This is a genomic window from Klebsiella sp. D-Nf1 (assembly GCF_002810515.1).
GTDB lineage: Bacteria > Pseudomonadota > Gammaproteobacteria > Enterobacterales > Enterobacteriaceae > Klebsiella > Klebsiella variicola.
Window position 1 is genome coordinate 1507964 of sequence record NZ_PIOK01000001.1, and the last position, 16641, is coordinate 1524604.

General features: G+C 55.3%; 18 protein-coding genes and 2 pseudogenes. 10 read left to right on the forward strand and 10 right to left on the reverse strand.

Annotated elements, in window-relative coordinates:
- Positions 1 to 5: 5 nt before the first annotated feature.
- Both CWM54_RS07450 and CWM54_RS07455 read left to right on the forward strand, forming a co-directional pair.
- The gene (locus CWM54_RS07450) at positions 6 to 1061 is read left to right on the forward strand and encodes a catalase family peroxidase (RefSeq protein ID WP_100680490.1); all 1056 of its coding nucleotides are present in this window, start codon (positions 6 to 8) and stop codon (positions 1059 to 1061) included.
- Entirely contained in the window at positions 1058 to 1597 is a 540-nt protein-coding gene (locus tag CWM54_RS07455; protein WP_008804511.1) for a cytochrome b, read from the forward strand. The genes CWM54_RS07450 and CWM54_RS07455 overlap by 4 nt, the downstream gene beginning before the upstream one ends.
- Positions 1598 to 1599: 2 nt before the next feature.
- Here the strand turns inward: CWM54_RS07455 and CWM54_RS07460 are convergent, their stop codons facing one another.
- Positions 1600 to 2469 carry a LysR family transcriptional regulator gene (locus CWM54_RS07460; protein WP_023297794.1) on the reverse strand — a complete coding sequence of 290 codons (870 nt, stop codon included), beginning with the start codon at positions 2467 to 2469 and terminating at the stop codon, positions 1600 to 1602.
- Between the two features lie 128 nt (positions 2470 to 2597).
- On the opposite strand from CWM54_RS07460, the gene CWM54_RS07465 reads away from it, so the two are divergent.
- The 3 genes from CWM54_RS07465 (at position 2598) to CWM54_RS07475 (ending at position 5403) form a co-directional block, all read left to right on the forward strand.
- Positions 2598 to 3344 carry a glucose 1-dehydrogenase gene (locus CWM54_RS07465; RefSeq protein ID WP_008804509.1) on the forward strand — a complete coding sequence of 249 codons (747 nt, stop codon included), beginning with the start codon at positions 2598 to 2600 and terminating at the stop codon, positions 3342 to 3344.
- Between the two features lie 61 nt (positions 3345 to 3405).
- The gene (locus CWM54_RS07470; protein WP_100696620.1) at positions 3406 to 4887 is read left to right on the forward strand and encodes an MFS transporter; all 1482 of its coding nucleotides are present in this window, start codon (positions 3406 to 3408) and stop codon (positions 4885 to 4887) included.
- 123 nt (positions 4888 to 5010) lie between these two features.
- On the forward strand, positions 5011 to 5403 hold the full coding sequence (locus CWM54_RS07475; protein ID WP_100696622.1) for a RidA family protein: 393 nt from the start codon (positions 5011 to 5013) through the stop codon (positions 5401 to 5403).
- A 65-nt stretch (positions 5404 to 5468) separates the two neighbouring features.
- Here CWM54_RS07475 and CWM54_RS07480 read toward each other — a convergent pair.
- A pseudogene (locus CWM54_RS07480) lies at positions 5469 to 5853 on the reverse strand (ATP-binding cassette domain-containing protein); the annotation flags it as partial.
- Positions 5854 to 6689: 836 nt separating this feature from the next.
- Here CWM54_RS07480 and CWM54_RS28030 point away from each other — a divergent pair.
- The 5 genes from CWM54_RS28030 (at position 6690) to CWM54_RS28040 (ending at position 8970) form a co-directional block, all read left to right on the forward strand.
- Complete coding sequence (locus CWM54_RS28030; RefSeq protein WP_133123741.1) at positions 6690 to 6917, forward strand: hypothetical protein; 228 nt, start codon at positions 6690 to 6692, stop codon at positions 6915 to 6917.
- Positions 6918 to 6932: 15 nt separating this feature from the next.
- Entirely contained in the window at positions 6933 to 7667 is a 735-nt protein-coding gene (locus CWM54_RS07485; protein WP_074385585.1) for a hypothetical protein, read from the forward strand.
- Between the two features lie 311 nt (positions 7668 to 7978).
- On the forward strand, positions 7979 to 8470 hold the full coding sequence (locus tag CWM54_RS28035; RefSeq protein ID WP_133123740.1) for a hypothetical protein: 492 nt from the start codon (positions 7979 to 7981) through the stop codon (positions 8468 to 8470).
- A 2-nt stretch (positions 8471 to 8472) separates the two neighbouring features.
- On the forward strand, positions 8473 to 8778 hold the full coding sequence (locus CWM54_RS07490) for a hypothetical protein (protein WP_100696624.1): 306 nt from the start codon (positions 8473 to 8475) through the stop codon (positions 8776 to 8778).
- Positions 8779 to 8781: 3 nt separating this feature from the next.
- Complete coding sequence (locus tag CWM54_RS28040; RefSeq protein WP_133122260.1) at positions 8782 to 8970, forward strand: hypothetical protein; 189 nt, start codon at positions 8782 to 8784, stop codon at positions 8968 to 8970.
- A 422-nt stretch (positions 8971 to 9392) separates the two neighbouring features.
- Here the strand turns inward: CWM54_RS28040 and CWM54_RS07495 are convergent, their stop codons facing one another.
- The 8 genes and pseudogenes from CWM54_RS07495 to CWM54_RS07530 all read right to left on the reverse strand — a co-directional run bounded on the left by CWM54_RS07495 (position 9393) and on the right by CWM54_RS07530 (position 16536).
- On the reverse strand, positions 9393 to 10115 hold the full coding sequence (locus CWM54_RS07495) for an amino acid ABC transporter ATP-binding protein (RefSeq protein ID WP_100696924.1): 723 nt from the start codon (positions 10113 to 10115) through the stop codon (positions 9393 to 9395).
- Positions 10102 to 10866 carry an amino acid ABC transporter permease gene (locus tag CWM54_RS07500; protein ID WP_008804505.1) on the reverse strand — a complete coding sequence of 255 codons (765 nt, stop codon included), beginning with the start codon at positions 10864 to 10866 and terminating at the stop codon, positions 10102 to 10104. Before CWM54_RS07500 ends, CWM54_RS07495 begins: the two co-directional genes overlap by 14 nt.
- A gap of 63 nt (positions 10867 to 10929) precedes the next feature.
- Positions 10930 to 11697: a basic amino acid ABC transporter substrate-binding protein gene (locus CWM54_RS07505; RefSeq protein ID WP_004203029.1), complete on the reverse strand. Its 768-nt coding sequence runs from the start codon at positions 11695 to 11697 to the stop codon at positions 10930 to 10932.
- Positions 11698 to 11789: 92 nt separating this feature from the next.
- A pseudogene (locus CWM54_RS07510) lies at positions 11790 to 12723 on the reverse strand (MurR/RpiR family transcriptional regulator).
- Positions 12689 to 13666: an ABC transporter substrate-binding protein gene (locus CWM54_RS07515; protein ID WP_165785913.1), complete on the reverse strand. Its 978-nt coding sequence runs from the start codon at positions 13664 to 13666 to the stop codon at positions 12689 to 12691. Before CWM54_RS07515 ends, CWM54_RS07510 begins: the two are co-directional and overlap by 35 nt.
- Positions 13656 to 14696 (reverse strand): FecCD family ABC transporter permease, encoded by a 1041-nt coding sequence (locus CWM54_RS07520; RefSeq protein ID WP_100696628.1) that lies wholly within the window; start codon positions 14694 to 14696, stop codon positions 13656 to 13658. Before CWM54_RS07520 ends, CWM54_RS07515 begins: the two co-directional genes overlap by 11 nt.
- Positions 14693 to 15718: a FecCD family ABC transporter permease gene (locus CWM54_RS07525; RefSeq protein WP_100696630.1), complete on the reverse strand. Its 1026-nt coding sequence runs from the start codon at positions 15716 to 15718 to the stop codon at positions 14693 to 14695. The genes CWM54_RS07520 and CWM54_RS07525 overlap by 4 nt, the downstream gene beginning before the upstream one ends.
- Positions 15715 to 16536: an ABC transporter ATP-binding protein gene (locus CWM54_RS07530; protein WP_100696632.1), complete on the reverse strand. Its 822-nt coding sequence runs from the start codon at positions 16534 to 16536 to the stop codon at positions 15715 to 15717. Before CWM54_RS07530 ends, CWM54_RS07525 begins: the two co-directional genes overlap by 4 nt.
- Positions 16537 to 16641: the final 105 nt, after the last annotated feature.

The window sequence follows — 16641 nt, forward strand, 5'->3', positions numbered from 1 at the left end:
ACACTATGAATATCAAAGTTCAGGTAAACAAACAGACGTTAGTGCGTCTGGCGCTGGTCGGCATTATTCCACTGTTCCTTATTTTATTATTCCTGTGGGCTGGTGGATGGCTTACGCCTGAAAGGCTGACGTCGGATAAGCTTGTCACGGTATTACAACAGTCGGGTGGCGTTCATCAAGGCTATCGGCGGAATCATGCTAAAGGCATGTGCGTGCTGGGGAGTTTTATCTCAAACGGGAATGCCAGCACGCTATCGCGCGCCTTAGTATTCAGCAAAGGCGAAACCGCGGTAACAGGACGATTGGCTATTGCGGGAGGTAACCCGGCAGCTCCGGATTATACCGTGCCTGTCAGGAGTATGGCGCTGTCCTTTACACAGGCCAATGGTGAACAGTGGCGAACCGGGATGAACGCCATGCCATTTTTCCCCGTCAGTTCCGTCGAAAGTTTCTATGAGCTTCAAACCGCGACGCTGCCGGACGCCAAAACCGGCAAGCCGAATCCGGAAAAAGTAAATGCTTTTGTCATGAGCCATCCGGAAATCAAGCCTTTTTTTGCCTGGGCAAAGCAATACATCCCCTCTTCAAGCTGGGCCAGCGATCGCTTTAACAGCCTGAATGCTTTTCGCCTGATCGATCAGACGGGCAATGAACATCTGGTACGCTGGAGTATGGTGCCGCACACCAGGTTTGTCCCCATAAGCGATATCGATAAACAGAACAAAGATTTTCTGCAACAGGATCTTCAGCAACGTCTGGAACAGGGCACGCTGGAGTGGGATTTAGTTTTCACGCTGGCTCAGGCGGAGGACAAAGGTAACGATTCCACCAAAGCCTGGCCCGCAGACCGGAAAACGATTAATGCCGGAACGTTAGTCTTAAACAAGGCTATCCCTCAACAGCAAGGACCCTGTAATGACATTAACTACGATCCCTTGATCTTGCCTGGTGGCATTGCCGCGTCTGATGACCCGATACTTAACGCACGCTCATCGGCTTATGCCAAATCCTACAATCTGCGTACTCATGAACAGGCACAACAAGCAGGAGAGCATTTATGAAACAGGTTGCGTACTTTCATCCGGCTCTGCGCGTCCTTCACTGGCTGATGGCCGCTGCGATCCTCAGTATGTTATTTATCGGTGTGGCGATGGTCTCGACCGTATCCTCCTTGCACAGCCTGTTGGTGTCGATCCACAAGCCTCTGGGGGTGATGATATTGCTTCTGGTTATCGTTCGCTTGTGGGTGCGATTCACCACGCCTACTCCCTCTTTGCCCGCCACCATCCCTGCCTGGCAGCGTGGCATTGCCCACCTTTCGCACTGGGTACTCTATCTGATGATGTTGGCCCAACCACTAATAGGTTGGGCCATGCTTTCAGCTGCAGGATATCCCGTCACTCTTGGCTACGGGATCGTCCTGCCCCCCATCCTGGGAGTCAATAATGACTGGTATGCGGAACTACGGCCTCTTCACACCTGGGTGGCTCTGGCATTATTCGCGACAGTGATGCTTCACCTGGCGGCTGCGTTGCTGCATGCTTTCGTGCTACGTGACGGCGTGTTCAACAGCATGACTGGCATCCGTAAACCGTAAGCTCATGTTGCGGCCGTCCCGGGATCCGCAAGCAACACATCGGCAATATCCAGCATGACACGCAGGCGGTCCATATGCCGGAGGTCAGAGTGATAACCCACCCATATATTTTTGGATGGCGGTGGCTCTGGCATGCTGATGGGTTGCAAACCGGTGATGGCATCGCCAAGCGGCCGCGGCAGCACGGCAATCCCCATCCCCCGCTGGCACATCTGCGCCTGTACGGCCCGGCTGGTACTGGTAAACACACGCCGTGACTGAGGGAACCTGTCGAGCAGCCAGGCGACGTCAGAGAAATGGGATTGTGCCGTATTCATCAGAATAAGCCCCACTGCAGCCGGGTCGTGTTGCGCGATCCCGGCCATATCCGGCGTTCCATACAGCGCATAGGGAATGGTCATCAGGCGGCGCTGGACAATATCCGGTTCGGTAAAGGGCACGATGCGAAACGCGATGTCGGCATCACGGCGCGACAGATTAAGCAAGCGGTAACTCGCGATTATCTCCGGTACAATCGCTGGATGGCGGTGCGTCAACTCGCTCAGAACCGGCGCCAGAACATAGTTAGCAAACCACTCAGCGCAAGATATCCGCAGTATCCCTTCGAGACGTTCGTGATTCCCTGCCAGGCGTCGCTCCATCGCTAGTGCGGAGTTTTCGACCGCCTCTGCCAGCTTCAACACTCTGTCACCAGCATCCGTCAGCACCAGCCCTTCCTTTGTCCGGCGAAACAGTGCCTGCTGCGCCTCAGCCTCAAGCGCCTTTATCCGCCGCCCCACCGTCGGATGGCTTACGCCAAGGCTACGGGCCGCCTCCCCGAAAGACCCCTTACGCATGACAGCAAGAAACACCCGGACGTCGCCCCATTCCATGCCATTGCCTCGCCGTTCAAAAATGAACATCGAATATACAAAATCGTCAGTTCTAAAACAACTTTGTCGATATCACTATAGCCTCCTCAACCATACCGCTCAGGGCGGCAATTCCAGGAGGCTTAGATATGAACAAATTAAAAGACAAAGTGGCTATTGTGACCGGTGGATCCAGTGGGATCGGAGCAGGTATTGCCCGTCAGCTGGCGGCTGACGGCGCGAGGGTCATCGTCAACTACGCGTCAAACAGAAGCAGTGCAGATAAGGTTGTTGCTGATATTGAAGCTGCCGGTGGACGGGCCGTGGCGGTAGCGGCAGATGTCACCAATCCATCAGAGGTCGAGGCGCTGGTTAACTCAGCCATTGGCAACTTCGGGCGCCTCGATATTGTAGTGAACAACGCCGGTATCTATCAGTTCGCCAGGATTGAAGATAGTACGGAAGTACTCTATCGCAGGCAGTTTGACATCAATGTTCTCGGCCCGCTGCTGTTGGTTGGCGCCGCCACCCCGCATCTGGGTAAGGGCAGCAGCATAATCAACATCAGTTCGTTCGTCACTCGCGTCGCTATCCCCGAGAGCGCCATCTACAGCGGCACCAAAGGCGCAATTGACGCCATCACCAGCGTACTCTCACGAGAACTCGGCCCACGCGGAATCCGCGTCAATGCGGTCAACCCAGGACTTATCGAAACGGAAGGTAGCCATATTTCGGGCGCGATGAACTCGGATTTTCAGATATGGAATGAAAAGCAGACGCCGCTTGGACGCATCGGCCAGGTGCAGGATGTTGCTCCAATTGTCTCATTTCTTGCATCAGACGACGCGGGGTGGGTCACCGGCGAGGTGATTCTGGCCTCTGGCGGCATGCGCTGACCCCATCCTCACGACAGCCGTTTCTTACCGAGGACGGCGGCCATTCACTATGGAGTGTACAATGTCGACACCTACCATCATGCAAGCCGAGCCGCGTCGCTGGGCAATGTTTGTCATCCTGCTGGTCGGCGCGTTTTTGCCGCCGCTCGATTTTTTTATAGTCAATGTTGCGCTGCCTGCCATTCAGGGTGAGCTGTGTGCCTCATCCTCCGCTGAACAACTGGTCATTTCATCCTATGCTGCCGTGTACGCGGTCACATTAATTACCGGCGGCCGCCTGGGTGATATATATGGTCGTGGAAAGATGTTCTTTCTTGGGCTGGTCGGTTTTGCTGCCGCATCGCTGCTGTGCGGTTTAGCCTGGTCACCATGGGTACTGATTACCGGACGGGTGTTACAGGGAGCCACGGCCGCGATTATGGCACCCCAGGCGCTGGCTTCCGTACAGGCTATTTTCCCGGAGGCGGAAAAACCGCTAGCACTGAGCATCTATGGCGCAGTATTTGGCCTGGCGTCGGTTATCGGGCAGGTGTTGGGCGGCATTCTCATTTCAGTGAACCTGTTTCACCTGGGATGGCGAGCTATTTTTCTCGTTAACCTGCCGGTGGCGCTGCTGGTCATTCTCTGTGGTCTGCCGCTGGTAAAAGAGACACGGGCGCAATCTGCTCAGAAACTCGACCCTGTCGGTATGCTGCTGGCAACCGTCATGCTGAGCACGCTGATTGTGCCACTGATTGAAGGCCGTGAGGCGGGATGGCCCTGGTGGACATGGCTGTCATTTTTGGCCTTCCCGTTACTGGTCTCATTGTTATGGCGTTATGAACGTCGCCTTAGCCAGCATGGCGGTTCTCCGCTGCTTGATCCGACGGTGTTACGTGCCCCAGGCCTGGGCCAGGGACTGGCGATCGTTTTGCTGTTTTATTCCATCGGCGCCTTTTTTCTGTTGTTTTCTGTCTATCTCCAGGACGCGCTACATTTAAACGCCCTGAACGCGGGCCTGATTTTTCTGCCTTTTGGCGTCGGCTTTCTTATCGGTCCGTTGCTGACCCCTTTCCTGAGACGTTTTGCCGGAAATTATCTGAGTACAATAGGGATGGGATGCGAGACTTCCGGGCTAGCAGGCCTTGCAGGGTTGATTGCCACCACGATGACGGGCACGCCTCCGCCCATGCTGCCTCTCGCGCTACTGCTCTTTGTCACCGGACTTGGCCAGGGACTGGCGATGCCTACGCTGGTGCGGATGGTGACAGGCCGCGTTGCGCCAGAGTTTTCAGGGATGATAGCCGGCGTGACCAGTTCGACGCTCCAGATCAGCACGGCGCTAAGCGTCGCCATCGTCGGCGGCATTTTTTACAGCATGTTGGAAAACGGGAGAAGTGGCGCACACATCACGCATGCCTTTATCGTCGCCCTGCTAACGATGGCGGTATGTCTCGCCACGGGCGCCGGGCTAAGTATCCGGCTTATCAGGCGCTCCACTGGTTTATTTTCAACTGAGGCCCGTCTTCCTGGCAGCAAAAGCAACAGACATGTGGCTGATTGAATACGCGATGCTCAAACAGCCCCCTGACCGCAGAGATAGTTTAAGCTTGTGTAACAGTATTTTTGGACATCACCGCTGCTTCGAGCACGCTGTCATTTTTAAATCATCCATTTGAGAAAAATCATGAAAAAGTCGATAGTTCCTGAAGAGTTTCAACATTATTTTAATGACTGGCACTTCTCCCCCATCATCGAGTCAGATGGCACAGTGTACCTTTCAGGTGTTACCGCCGCGCGTAAAGACAAACCGATTAGTCAACATCCTGAAGAACAATTCCATGATGCTTTTTATAAGCTGGGGGTTTATTTAGAAGCTACCGGATTAACTTATGAAAACATACTTGAAATGACGACTTTTCATATTGATCTAAAAAAACATATAGACCTTTTTTCTAAGGTAAAAGATAGGTATATAAAAGCGCCATACCCGGCATGGACCGCCATCGGTGTATCAGAGTTCATTCCAGAAAATGCCCTTGTGGAAATGCGGATTGTGGCAAAAATGGAGGTTGTGTAATCCGATAATGGTGATGCATTTCTGATCAGCGCTCAGCGGGCTGGCCTGGCGCCAGCCCGCTCGGTTTACAGCACCTTGCTGAGGAACGCGGCGGTGCGTGGGTTGGTCGGCGCGCTAAAGATCTGCCCCGGCTTGCCCTCTTCCTGAATCACGCCCTGGTCGATGAAGATCACCCGGTCGGCTACTTCGCGGGCAAAGCCCATTTCGTGAGTCACGATCACCATGGTCATCCCCTCGCTGGCGAGGCATATTGCGCAGATTCATCGACGCCATAATCAGGTTTTCCAGCACCGTCATGTGCGGGAGCAGGTTAAAACGCTGGAATACCATGCCGACGCTATCGCGCATCTTGTTGAGGTCGGTGGTCCGGTCGTGGGCGGCAAAACCGTTGACCATCACCTCACCTTCGCTGACCGTCTCCAGGACGTTCATGCAGCGCAGGAAAAGTGAATGGTTCGTTTTGCAGAAATTCATACAGCTATGTGATGTAAAGCTATTGAGTGTATGTATTAGCTAGCAATAGCTGTTTTTTACTTTTCTTTCCTTTTCATCGTTTTTTACAGAGTAAAGTAAATAACTGCGGCGCATTAATCACATCTCATTTACTTCTACGCATGTGTTACATGCATGCTGAGTAATCACATGTGTACACTACATTAAATGCTTTGAATGTAACCGTTAAATACACTTTATTTTACTGTTATGTTAATTTCATAAACGGCATAAATATATAAATATGAAATGATGGGCAGGTCTGATTATAAATATAAATTCTTAATGTATTTGTGCGCATTACATAAGAATCATCTCAATAGTAGTGGCCCTATTAGAATGTCCCTAGGATAATTCGTCACACAGCAGTAATGACGAACAACAAACATGAGGTTAATAGAATTTTCTACTATCACTAACTTGAATGCCCATGCTTTGATCAACAGCGTTAAAGAAATGTACAATACTCTGCTGAACAATAAGAAATCGATAATTAAAGCAGTTGATAATGTTGTATGTCCTACTGACGTTTCAGACGTATAGACAGTGATTAAAGGAGATGATTTCCCTTGCTACTTTAAAATCACTTTTAACGCTGCTATGTGGGTAATCTTTGCAGGTCAAAGGTTGGCCTATAGCACTGTGCAGGGCAAGCTAAAGCAAGTTGTTCATAGTGTTATGGTTCAACACGCATTAGTTAGTAGCTGGCGTGGCTAATTTCGCTTGCTTTGCCAATCCGACTATTTGACATATTCACGCAGTTAACCACGCCTTAGATGGTGGAGATTATTAAGATGATACTTTTATCTATATGTGTATTAGTGTTGGTGATTATTTGCATTAAACAAGCCTTGCACCTATCGTGCCTTAAACGTCGATATATAGCACTTGAGCAAGCAACATTTAAAACCGCAACGGAATTAACTTCCTTAAAACTTGAATATGGTTTGATTGAGCATAAACCGCTTAGCGTAGAAGAAGCAAATGAAATGCTCAGCAAGTTTAAATTTGAAAAACTTTAAAACAAGGTGAATAAAATGGCTTTATCAGATGGCACTATTGAACGTTGGTCACTGGCTGATGTACTGGCAATTAAACCGAATTTAGAAAACCGTACTTTAAACTTCAGCGGGAACTACTTGCATGGCGAATGGAATGATTCATTAGGCGATCCGTTCGAAGTGTGCCTACTGGATAATGAATTTATCCTTGTAGATGGGCATCACAGGCAACACGCTTTAGCTAATGGTTGGCTTGATAATCTCCCTGATACATTTGCAGTGTGGCACCGTGAAGCGGAAACGATGGACGATATCAGAGCGCGGCAAGATGCACACATGGAGGGTAAGAGAACGCCTAACGCTACACAGAGAGCTTCTATCATCGATAAGCGTCTTAGCCTTACAGATCTGGAGAGCAAGCAAGCTAAGCGCATAGGCATTACAGCGGTTAAGCAATTAGGCTACAAGGGCAAAGATGCATTGCTGAAGGGTAAAACTGACTACATCGAAGAGATCCGCCTTATTGATACGTGGGGATTAAGTTTTGAGGCTGCACGTTACCCGCAAGGCATCTTAGCGGCAATGCTCAAAACAGCGCGTGTAAGCCCCTCTCAGGCTTGCGACTTCTGGCACAAGTACGACGCTAAAGCAAGGGGTAGTAAGTTCATCAAGCGTGTATTAGATCGTGTTGAACAAGGCGGCATAGGTGAAGAATATAATGCACAGCTTTACGCCACCTCTGTAGATAGTTTTGATTACTGGATGGATTAATGAGCGAAAAAGAAAAGCTGTATAAAACAATAAACGATATTCTCACCTTCTGCTTCAAGTGTGCAAAGGTTGTTATAGGTCTTATTGTTATCTTCTTCCTGTTAGGGGTTATATTCGGGAAATGAAACATTATCCCCCGCTCTGGTTCGAGACTAAATATCAAATGGAACTTAATGCAGGTATTACCCTAGCGGCTAAGCTAAGCGAATGGAAAAGTAAAGATACTCAAGCGCTACTAAAAGCACGTAGTAATTATCAGTCAAAATTTTTTAAGAAAGCAATTTAATCCAATCAATAGGAATGCACTTGTAATGAAAACCAAATCTATCTGTGTAGCGCTGTCTGCTATTGTTGCTGCTATGTCTCTTTCTGGCTGTGCGCTAATAGTGGATGGTAAAACACAGCCTGTAGCCATTAAGACTAATGCTCCGGCAATGTACACGATTAGAAATGGTGATGGTGAAGTAGTGAGTACAGGCGTTGCACCTACAACGGTAAACCTCAAGCGTGGCGATGCGCCCTATTCTGTGACACTCCAGCGTACAGACTCAGCCCCTATGACCTCTGCCACAGTAACAGACAATCTGAACGGCTGGCTCTGGGGTGATATTGCTTGCGGGTTGATTGTATGTGGTGGCGTTGATCTTATCACTGGCGCTGCGTGGGATTTAGACACAGCGGTTACAGTGAATACACAGCCAGATCCAACACATCCAGACGCTAACGCAAGTAATACAATGCATGTGCTAGCTCCTACACAAGCGCCTATCACTATCAACAATACAGTGAACAATAAGGCCTGATCATGCAGGAAGATTTAGAAAAAATCCGGGAAGCTAAAGCAGTAGCAGAGGCTAACATTGTACCCGGCGTGATGAATCCCCATGTAAGTTACTATGAAGTGATGCTAAAGCAGGGATACGTAGTAGCGGAGGGAATGTATCAGGGTAAGAATATGGCGATTTTTGATACGTATCAGGATTGGCGAGATATTGAGATCACCACACTGGAGGCATTCAGAGAGCGCCAGCAAAGTAAGCAGACGCTAAACATTATCCTTTCAGTGATCGGCTTTATCGCGCTTTGCTGTTTAATGGCTGGGGTGATTTAAGTAATGACTACACCATATGAAGAATACGTAGTAACGCCAGTTAATGAACGGGAAACCAAAGAACAGCGTGATAGACGGATTGCGCATGAACGTAAAGTAGGTGCTGTATTTAATCACCCTCGCTTTCGTAAGCGTGACCCTGAAGATTTATGGCATGATCCTGAATTTAACGCAATCATGCTAGGTGATTAAGATGAACCCTTTTCAATTCTACGTGGCTGCTTCAGGTGCTGCTGATAATGACCTCTTTTGCTAGCCCTTATTGCTGTGGAATATCAGTGTGCGGCCTGGTGGCTGAATTCTTTGCAGATCGTAAAGAAAACATCCGGCATGGTGAATTAGTGAGAGTGCAATGAAAATTAGCTTGATGGCGGCTCATTTGGTTATATGGACTACGGTAATGGCCACGCTCTGAAGCACAATAGACCCAGTAATAAACCAGACTCTAACAGCATATTTACATTAAATCATATAGGCCGCCAAAGAGCGGCCTTTCTTATGTCCTAAACTCTCTCCCTCGCTATTCTCAGCGTGTTTTAACCCTCTTCCCTTCTACTCTCTATGTCATAGCCTATAGAACGCCTCACAGATGACATTGCGCCAGCCCGCTCGGTTTACAGCACCTTGCTGAGAAACGCGGCGGTGCGTGGGTTGCTCGGCGTGCTAAAGATCTGCCCCGGCTTGCCCTCTTCCTGAATTACGCCCTGGTCGATGAAGATCACCCGGTCGGCCACTTCGCGGGCAAAGCCCATTTCATGGGTCACGATCACCATGGTCATCCCCTCGCTGGCGAGGTTTTTCATCACCTCCAGCACGTCGCCCACCAGCTCCGGATCCAGCGCCGAAGTGGGCTCATCGAACAGCATAATCGACGGCTTCATCGCCAGCGCGCGGGCGATGGCTACCCGCTGCTGCTGGCCGCCGGACAGGCTCGAGGGCCAGGCGTCGCGCTTATCGCTTAAGCCCACCTTCGCCAGCAAGGCGTCCGCCAGGTCGATCGCCTGCTGGCGCGGCATATTGCGCAGATTCATCGGTGCCATAATCAGGTTTTCCAGCACCGTCATGTGCGGGAACAGGTTAAAGCGCTGGAACACCATGCCGACGCTTTCGCGCATCTTGTTGAGGTCGGTGGTCCGGTCGTGGGCGGCAAAGCCGTTAACCACCACCTCGCCTTCGCTGACCGTCTCCAGGGCATTCATGCAGCGCAGGAAGGTACTTTTTCCCGAGCCGGACGGGCCGATGATGCACACCACTTCCTGCGGTTTAATATCGCAGCTAATGCCGCGCAGCACGTGGCTGTCGCCGAAGCGCTTATGTAAGTTATTAATGTGAATCACTTTTGCCAAACCTCTTTTCCAGACGGTTAACCAGCTGCGCCAACAGGAAGGTGATCACCCAATAGACCAGAGAGATAGTCAGGTAGGGTTCCCAGTAGGTGGCGTAGGCGCCGGAGACGGTGCGCGCGGCATAGGCCAGATCGGCCAGGCCAATCGCCGATGCCAGCGACGAGTCTTTGACAATGGCGATGGCGTTGTTGCCCAGCGGCGGCAGAATGCGGCGAAACGCCTGCGGCAGGATCACCTTGCGCATGGTTTTCCACCACGGCATGCCCAGCGCGCGGGAGGCCTCCATCTGCCCTTTGTCGATCGACTGGATGCCGGCGCGGAAAATCTCCGACACATAGGCTCCGGCGTTAAGGGTGATCGCCACGATGCAGGAGAGGAACGCCCCGTAGCTGGCGCGCAGCTCGCGGGCAAAGTCGGCGCTCATCAGGCCGCCGGTCACCAGCAGGCCGTCGCGCGGGTTGATAAACAGCGGCACCAGCGCAAAGTGCACCACCATGATCTGCACGAACAGCGGCGTACCGCGAAAGGCGCTGACGTAAAAACGCACCGGAAACTGCACCAGGTAGCGGAGAATATATTTCCACGGCCCGTGCTCGGCCTTCGCCATCCGCCCGAGACCGAGAGTTAACCCCCACAGCGTCCCGAGGATCACGCAGATAATGGTACATTTAATCGTCATCAGGGCGCCGTCCACAAACAGCGGGCCGTACTCCTCGATGATCTCCCAACGGAATCCCGTCATAGTCCTTCCCTAAAAAATACGGCTATCGCCTGGGCGATAGCCGTGGTCACTGAAAATGGTGGATTATTGCGCTGGCAGCGTCGGCACGTTGTCGTCGAACCAGGTTTTATAGATTTTGGCGTAAGTCCCGTCAGCAACGATCTTTTGCAGCCCGGCGTTGATTTTGCCCAGCAGTTCGCTGTTGCCTTTCGCTACCGCAATACCGAAATACTGACGCTCAAATTTGGCATCCGGCACCAGCTTGAACTGCTTCTCCGGGTGCTGTTTGATGTAGTACTTCACCACCCCGACGTCGCCCACCGCGGCGCTGACGCCGTCCTCAAACAGCTCCTGGAGCATCAGCGGGGTATTGTCGAAACGCTTGATCGCGGTGCTGTTTTTGCCCAGCACCTCAGAAACCACGATATCGCCGGTGCTGGAGTTCACCACCCCGACCTTCTCGTTTTTCAGGGCCGCCAGCGAATCCACCTTCGAGTCCTGGGCGACGACGATAGACTGCTCGGCCGGGAAGTACGGCGCGGAGAAATCGACCATCTGTTTGCGTTTATCGGTGATGGTGATCCCGGAGATGATGATGTCGCGGTCGCCGGTGTTCAGCGTGGCGAAGATGCCTTCCCAGGGGGTATTGACCAGCTTGACGTCAAAGCCTTCGGCTTTGGCGATGGCCTTGATGATGTCGATGTCGAAACCTTCCAGCTGTTTCTGGCTGTTTTCAAATTCAAACGGCCGGTAGGTGCCGCCGGAACCGACGGTATAGGTTTCCGCAGCCGCCTGTCCGGCTGCCGTCAGCGCGGCCATCATGAAACACGCTTTGAGCAAATTCTTGACCATGAGATTTCCTTTTTATGCATTTATTTTGCATAAAAATACACACACTGACTTTTATATGCAACCGGAAACCTTCCCGCTGGTGAATTATCGTATTAACTGCCGCGTTTACCGCCGGATTTACCAATAGCCCGGTGCAGGTCGTTGATTCGCTTCAGGGATTTCACCGTTTTTTGTGGCGTGGTGGAGGCCACCGACAGAACAATCATCTCCAGACAGACCAGCACCGTACCGTGCAGCGGCATTCTGGTGCTGTCCCCGCCGCGCGGGACGTCAATCACTACCTGCGCCTCCTGGCTGAAGCGCGAGTCCACCGCCTGGGTCAGCAGGATCGTCGGGATACCCAGCCGCTTCGCCTCGCGCAGGGTGGTCATCCCTTCGCGATGGGGGGATTTTTGCCCCATCATGATCAGCACATCGCCGCGCTGCAGGCCGATAAGCTGCTCGGCGAGGCTAAAGCCCGTTCGGTTCATCACGTACGCCGGCAGGCCAATGCGGCTGAACAGCCGGGCGGTGTACTCGGCGAGGATCCCCGAGGCGCCGATGCCGAAAATCCCTACCTGTCGCGCGTCGCTGAGCAATGCCACCGCCTGGGCCACCGCCGCGCGGTTGTCGGCGCGCGACAGGACCTCGCAGACCCGCTGATGGCCTTCAAGCACAAAATCAATACTGGAGTTGACGTCGCTGGAGAGCGCCGTGACCGTCGAGCGCATCTTTTCCGCCGAGGTGACCGAGGTGCCGAACCAGCGCTCCATGGTCTGCTTAAGCTCGCGCAGCCCGGCGAAGCCCAGCGCCTGGATGGCACGCACCACCGTGGCGTCGGAGGTCTGGGTCGCCGTGGCGATCTCCATCGCCGTATGCTCCAGCACCACCTCGCGGTTGTCGTTGATATAGCTGACCACGGCCCGCAGCCGGGGGGAAAGCTGGTGCGCCCGGGCGCGATAGCGTTCGCCGAACAGGTCGACTTTGCCCTTCTCTTTTTTTACCGCGCTTTTCATTTGGCCTCCGCCGGGATCGGCCTGCCGGCAATATGCGACTGCACCTGGGCCACCATCAGAGACAGCGCGGCGTAGGAGTTAGAGATCACCTCTTCCCGCGGCAGCAAAATGTAATGCCCGGTGCGGCAGGCACGCATAAAGTCACACCAGCCGGGCATCACGCCTTCCATCGCCTGCAGCTCATCCTGCGGCTTACCGCCGGTATCCGACCGCCAGGTGGCGAAGACAAAATCGGCATCCAGCTCCGGCAACTGTTCAGCGCTGACATCAATTCGCTGGCCGTCGGGGATCCGCTCAATCAGCGGCGGAAAGCGGAACCCGGCATCGCGCAGCACCCGGCCCAGCGCATGATACGAATGATGCACGGTGACCTTGCCGTTGTTCGCCTGGATCACGGAGACGCTGTACTGCGGTGGGTTGACCATCGCTTTCAGCTGTTTGATTTGTTCCTGATAGCGGCGCTCGAGGATCGCCAGCCGCGGCTGGGTGCCGGTCAGCTGCGCCAGCTTGCGGTAAATCTCCGGGGCGCTACCCTGCAGATGGTCGATGCTCACCGTCGGGGCAATCTTCTCCAACTGCTCTACCGACACATGGCGGCTGGGCTCGGTGATAATCAGATCCGGCTTTGCGGCGGCTACCGCTTCCAGATCGATATCGGCGGTGCCAATAAAGCGGATATCGCTGTTGTCGAAATCGACACCGGTGAGCTGGGCGCTGGCGCGCAGATAGTGGCTGCCGTCCGGGCGCGTCCGGCCGTGGCTGGCGATCGGCGGCACCCCGAGCTCAATCAGCGGAATGGTAATATCGAGATCGTGCATCGAAACAATGCGTTGCGGATGCAGCGGCACGGTGACCGCGCGGCCTAAATCATCGGTGAAAGTTTGAGTTTGTGGGGCGGCGGCGCTGACGGCCCCCGTCAGCAACAGCAGCAATGAGACGAACCAACGCATACTACCTTCCTGGTTAAAGGGCATCACGGCGACGCCAGAGCAAGACAACAAAGAACGGGCAGCCCACCAGGGCAATAACAATCCCCGCCGGGATCTGCAGCGGCGCAAACGCCAGCCGGCCAAAGGTGTCGGTCACCAGCACCAGCAAGGCGCCAATCAGCGCGCTGCCGCACAGCAGCGATACCTGGCCGCCGCGCAGCACGAAACGCGCCATATGCGGCGCCATCAGGCCCACAAATCCAAGGCTGCCGACGCAGGAGACGCTGGCCGAGGTCAGCAGTACCGGCGCGAAAAAGCGCAGCACCGTCAGCTGCTGCAGACGTACGCCGAGGCCGATGGCGGTCCGGTCGCCCAGCAGCGCCACGTCCGCCGCCCGGGCGGTACAGAACAGGATGATGGCCCCGGGCAGCGCCCAGCAAAAAGCCACCGCCAGCAGCGGCCAGGTGGCGGCCTGCAGGCTGCCCGCCAGCCAGATCATCGCCGTCTGCACGTCGCGAACGTCGGCGGTGGTCATAAAGATGCCGACCGCTGCCGCCAGGGTCCAGGAGACGCCGATGCCAATTAAAATAAAGCGCGGCCGCGAGCAGTCGCGCGCCAGCGTCAGGACCAACAGGGCCACCGCCACACCGCCGACCATCCCCGCCAGCGGCCGCCAGACCAGGCCTACCGCCGGGAAAAACAGCACCAGCGCCAGCACCACGATGCTGGCCCCCTCTTTGACGCCAATCAGCCCCGGGTCGGCCAGCCCGTTACGGGTGATGCTCTGCATCGCCGCGCCGGCCAGCCCCAGCATGGCCCCGCACAGCAGCGCCATCAGGATCCGCGGCAGGCGGATATCAGACAGAATAAAGCGCGGCTGTTCGCCCAACCGCTGCGGAGTCAGCAGCGTCGACGCGGGCAACGAATAGCTGCCGCGGCTGAGGCTGTACAGCCCGAGCGCCAGCAGCATTAGCATCATGATGGCGGCAACTTTTAGCGCCGCCGGGCGCAGCAACAGCTGGCGGGAGGCGATAACCAGCGGCCGAAAACCGGCCCGGTGAACGGCGCGCTTCATTTAAAAAACCTCGCGGCGATAAAGATAAACAGCGGCGCACCCACCAGGGCGGTCATCGCTCCGGTCGCCAGCTCCTGCGGCGCGACCAGCGTCCGGGCGGCGATGTCAGCCAGCACCAGCACCAGCGCCCCCACCGGCGCCGCCAGGGGCAGCGCCAGACGGATATCTTCCGTCACCAGACGGCGTACCACGTGCGGCACCACCAGCCCGACAAAGCCGATCGGCCCGGCCACCGCCACCGCCGCGCCGCACAGCAGCGCAATCGCCAGCAGGCCCAGCAGCCGCGTCTGGACGAGATTAACGCCAAGGCCCAGCGCCACCTTATCCCCCAGCGCCAGCACATTGAGCCGTGGGGCAATGAGCTGCGCGACGCCAAGGCCGCACAGCGCCGGGACCAGCGCCGTCTGCAGCGTGCTCCAGTTCAGTCCGGCCAGGTCGCCGGCCAGCCAGGTGCGCATCGCCAGCAGCGTCTGTTCATCGAGAATCAATATCGCCGACGTCACCGCCGACGCAAACGCTGACAGCGCTACCCCGCACAACGTGATGCGCAGCGGTGTCGCCCCGCCGCGCCCGGCAGAGGCCAGCGCCATCACGCCGCCGAACAGCAGCGCCGCGCCACAGGCGGCGGTCAGCGGGCGCCCGGCGGGGAAAGCGCCGAAAGACAGGCCCAGCGCAGAGGTCGCCACCACCGCCAGCGAAGCGCCGGCGTTAAGGCCGAGAATATGCGGCTCGCCAAGCGGGTTGCGGATCACCGTCTGCAGCAGCAGCCCGGCGACGCCGAGCGCCGCGCCGGTCAGCAGCGCTGCCGCCAGCCGCACCAGGCGCAGATCGACGATAATCCGCTGGTCGAAGTTGCGCGGATTGTACTCCAGCAGCGCCTGCAGCACCGTCTGTGGGGCAATCCAGCGGGCACCCAAACCAAGATGCACCAGCGAGGCGGCGATAAGCAGCAGCGTTAGCAGCAAGAGCGCCAGTCGGGGGCGGGCATGACGCCGCGCGGCGTACAGAACGGCGGCGCTCATGCGTCAACGGCCTGGCGGGCGCGAAACGGCATAAAGAACGGTTTGCCGGTTTGCGGGTTAATCGACATCTGCACGTCAACGTCAAACACGCGTTTAATCAGCTCGGGGCTACAGACGTCGTTGTCGCTAATCGTGCCGGCGATGCGCCCCTGTTTGAGGAACACCAGCAGATCGGCGTAGTTCACGGCAAAGTTGAGGTCATGGAGCACCGTCACCACCGTGCGGCCATGTTCGCGGGTGAGGGTCTGGAGCAGCTCGAGGATATCGACCTGATAGCGCAGATCGAGCCAGGTGGTCGGCTCATCGAGCAGAATGGTGGCCGTTTGCTGGGCCAGCGCCATGGCGATCCAGCAGCGCTGACGCTGGCCGCCGGAGAGGCTGTCCACCGGCAGATGGGCGAATTCGGCAGTACCGGTTAAGCGCAGCGCCTCTTCCACCGCCAGCTCATCGGCCTCAGACCACTGGCGCATCAGCCCCTGCCACGGGTAGCGCCCGCGCGAGACCAGCTCGAAAACCGTTAACCCTTTCGGGGTCAGCGGCGATTGCGGGAGAATGCCCAGCTGGCGCGAGACGGCCTTCGTCGGCATCTGGTGAATGGCTTGCCCGTCCAGACGCACGCAACCGCCGAGCGGTTTCAGCATTCTGGCGATGGTCGAGAGCAGCGTGGATTTGCCGGAGCCGTTCGCCCCGGCCAGCACCGTCATTTTGCCGGTAGGGATGGTCAGGTTGATGTCGTTAACGATCAGGGTCTGGCCGTATCCGGCCGACAGGGCATCCAGTACGATCCCCTGCTCTGCAGGTTTCACCCGCTGTGGCATAACTCGCTCCTGCGCCGCAGCGTTCCAGGTCATCGCTGGACATTCTGCAGTCAAACAAAAATAAATCTCATTCTCTTTTGATCATGACGGGGATAGATGTAGTAG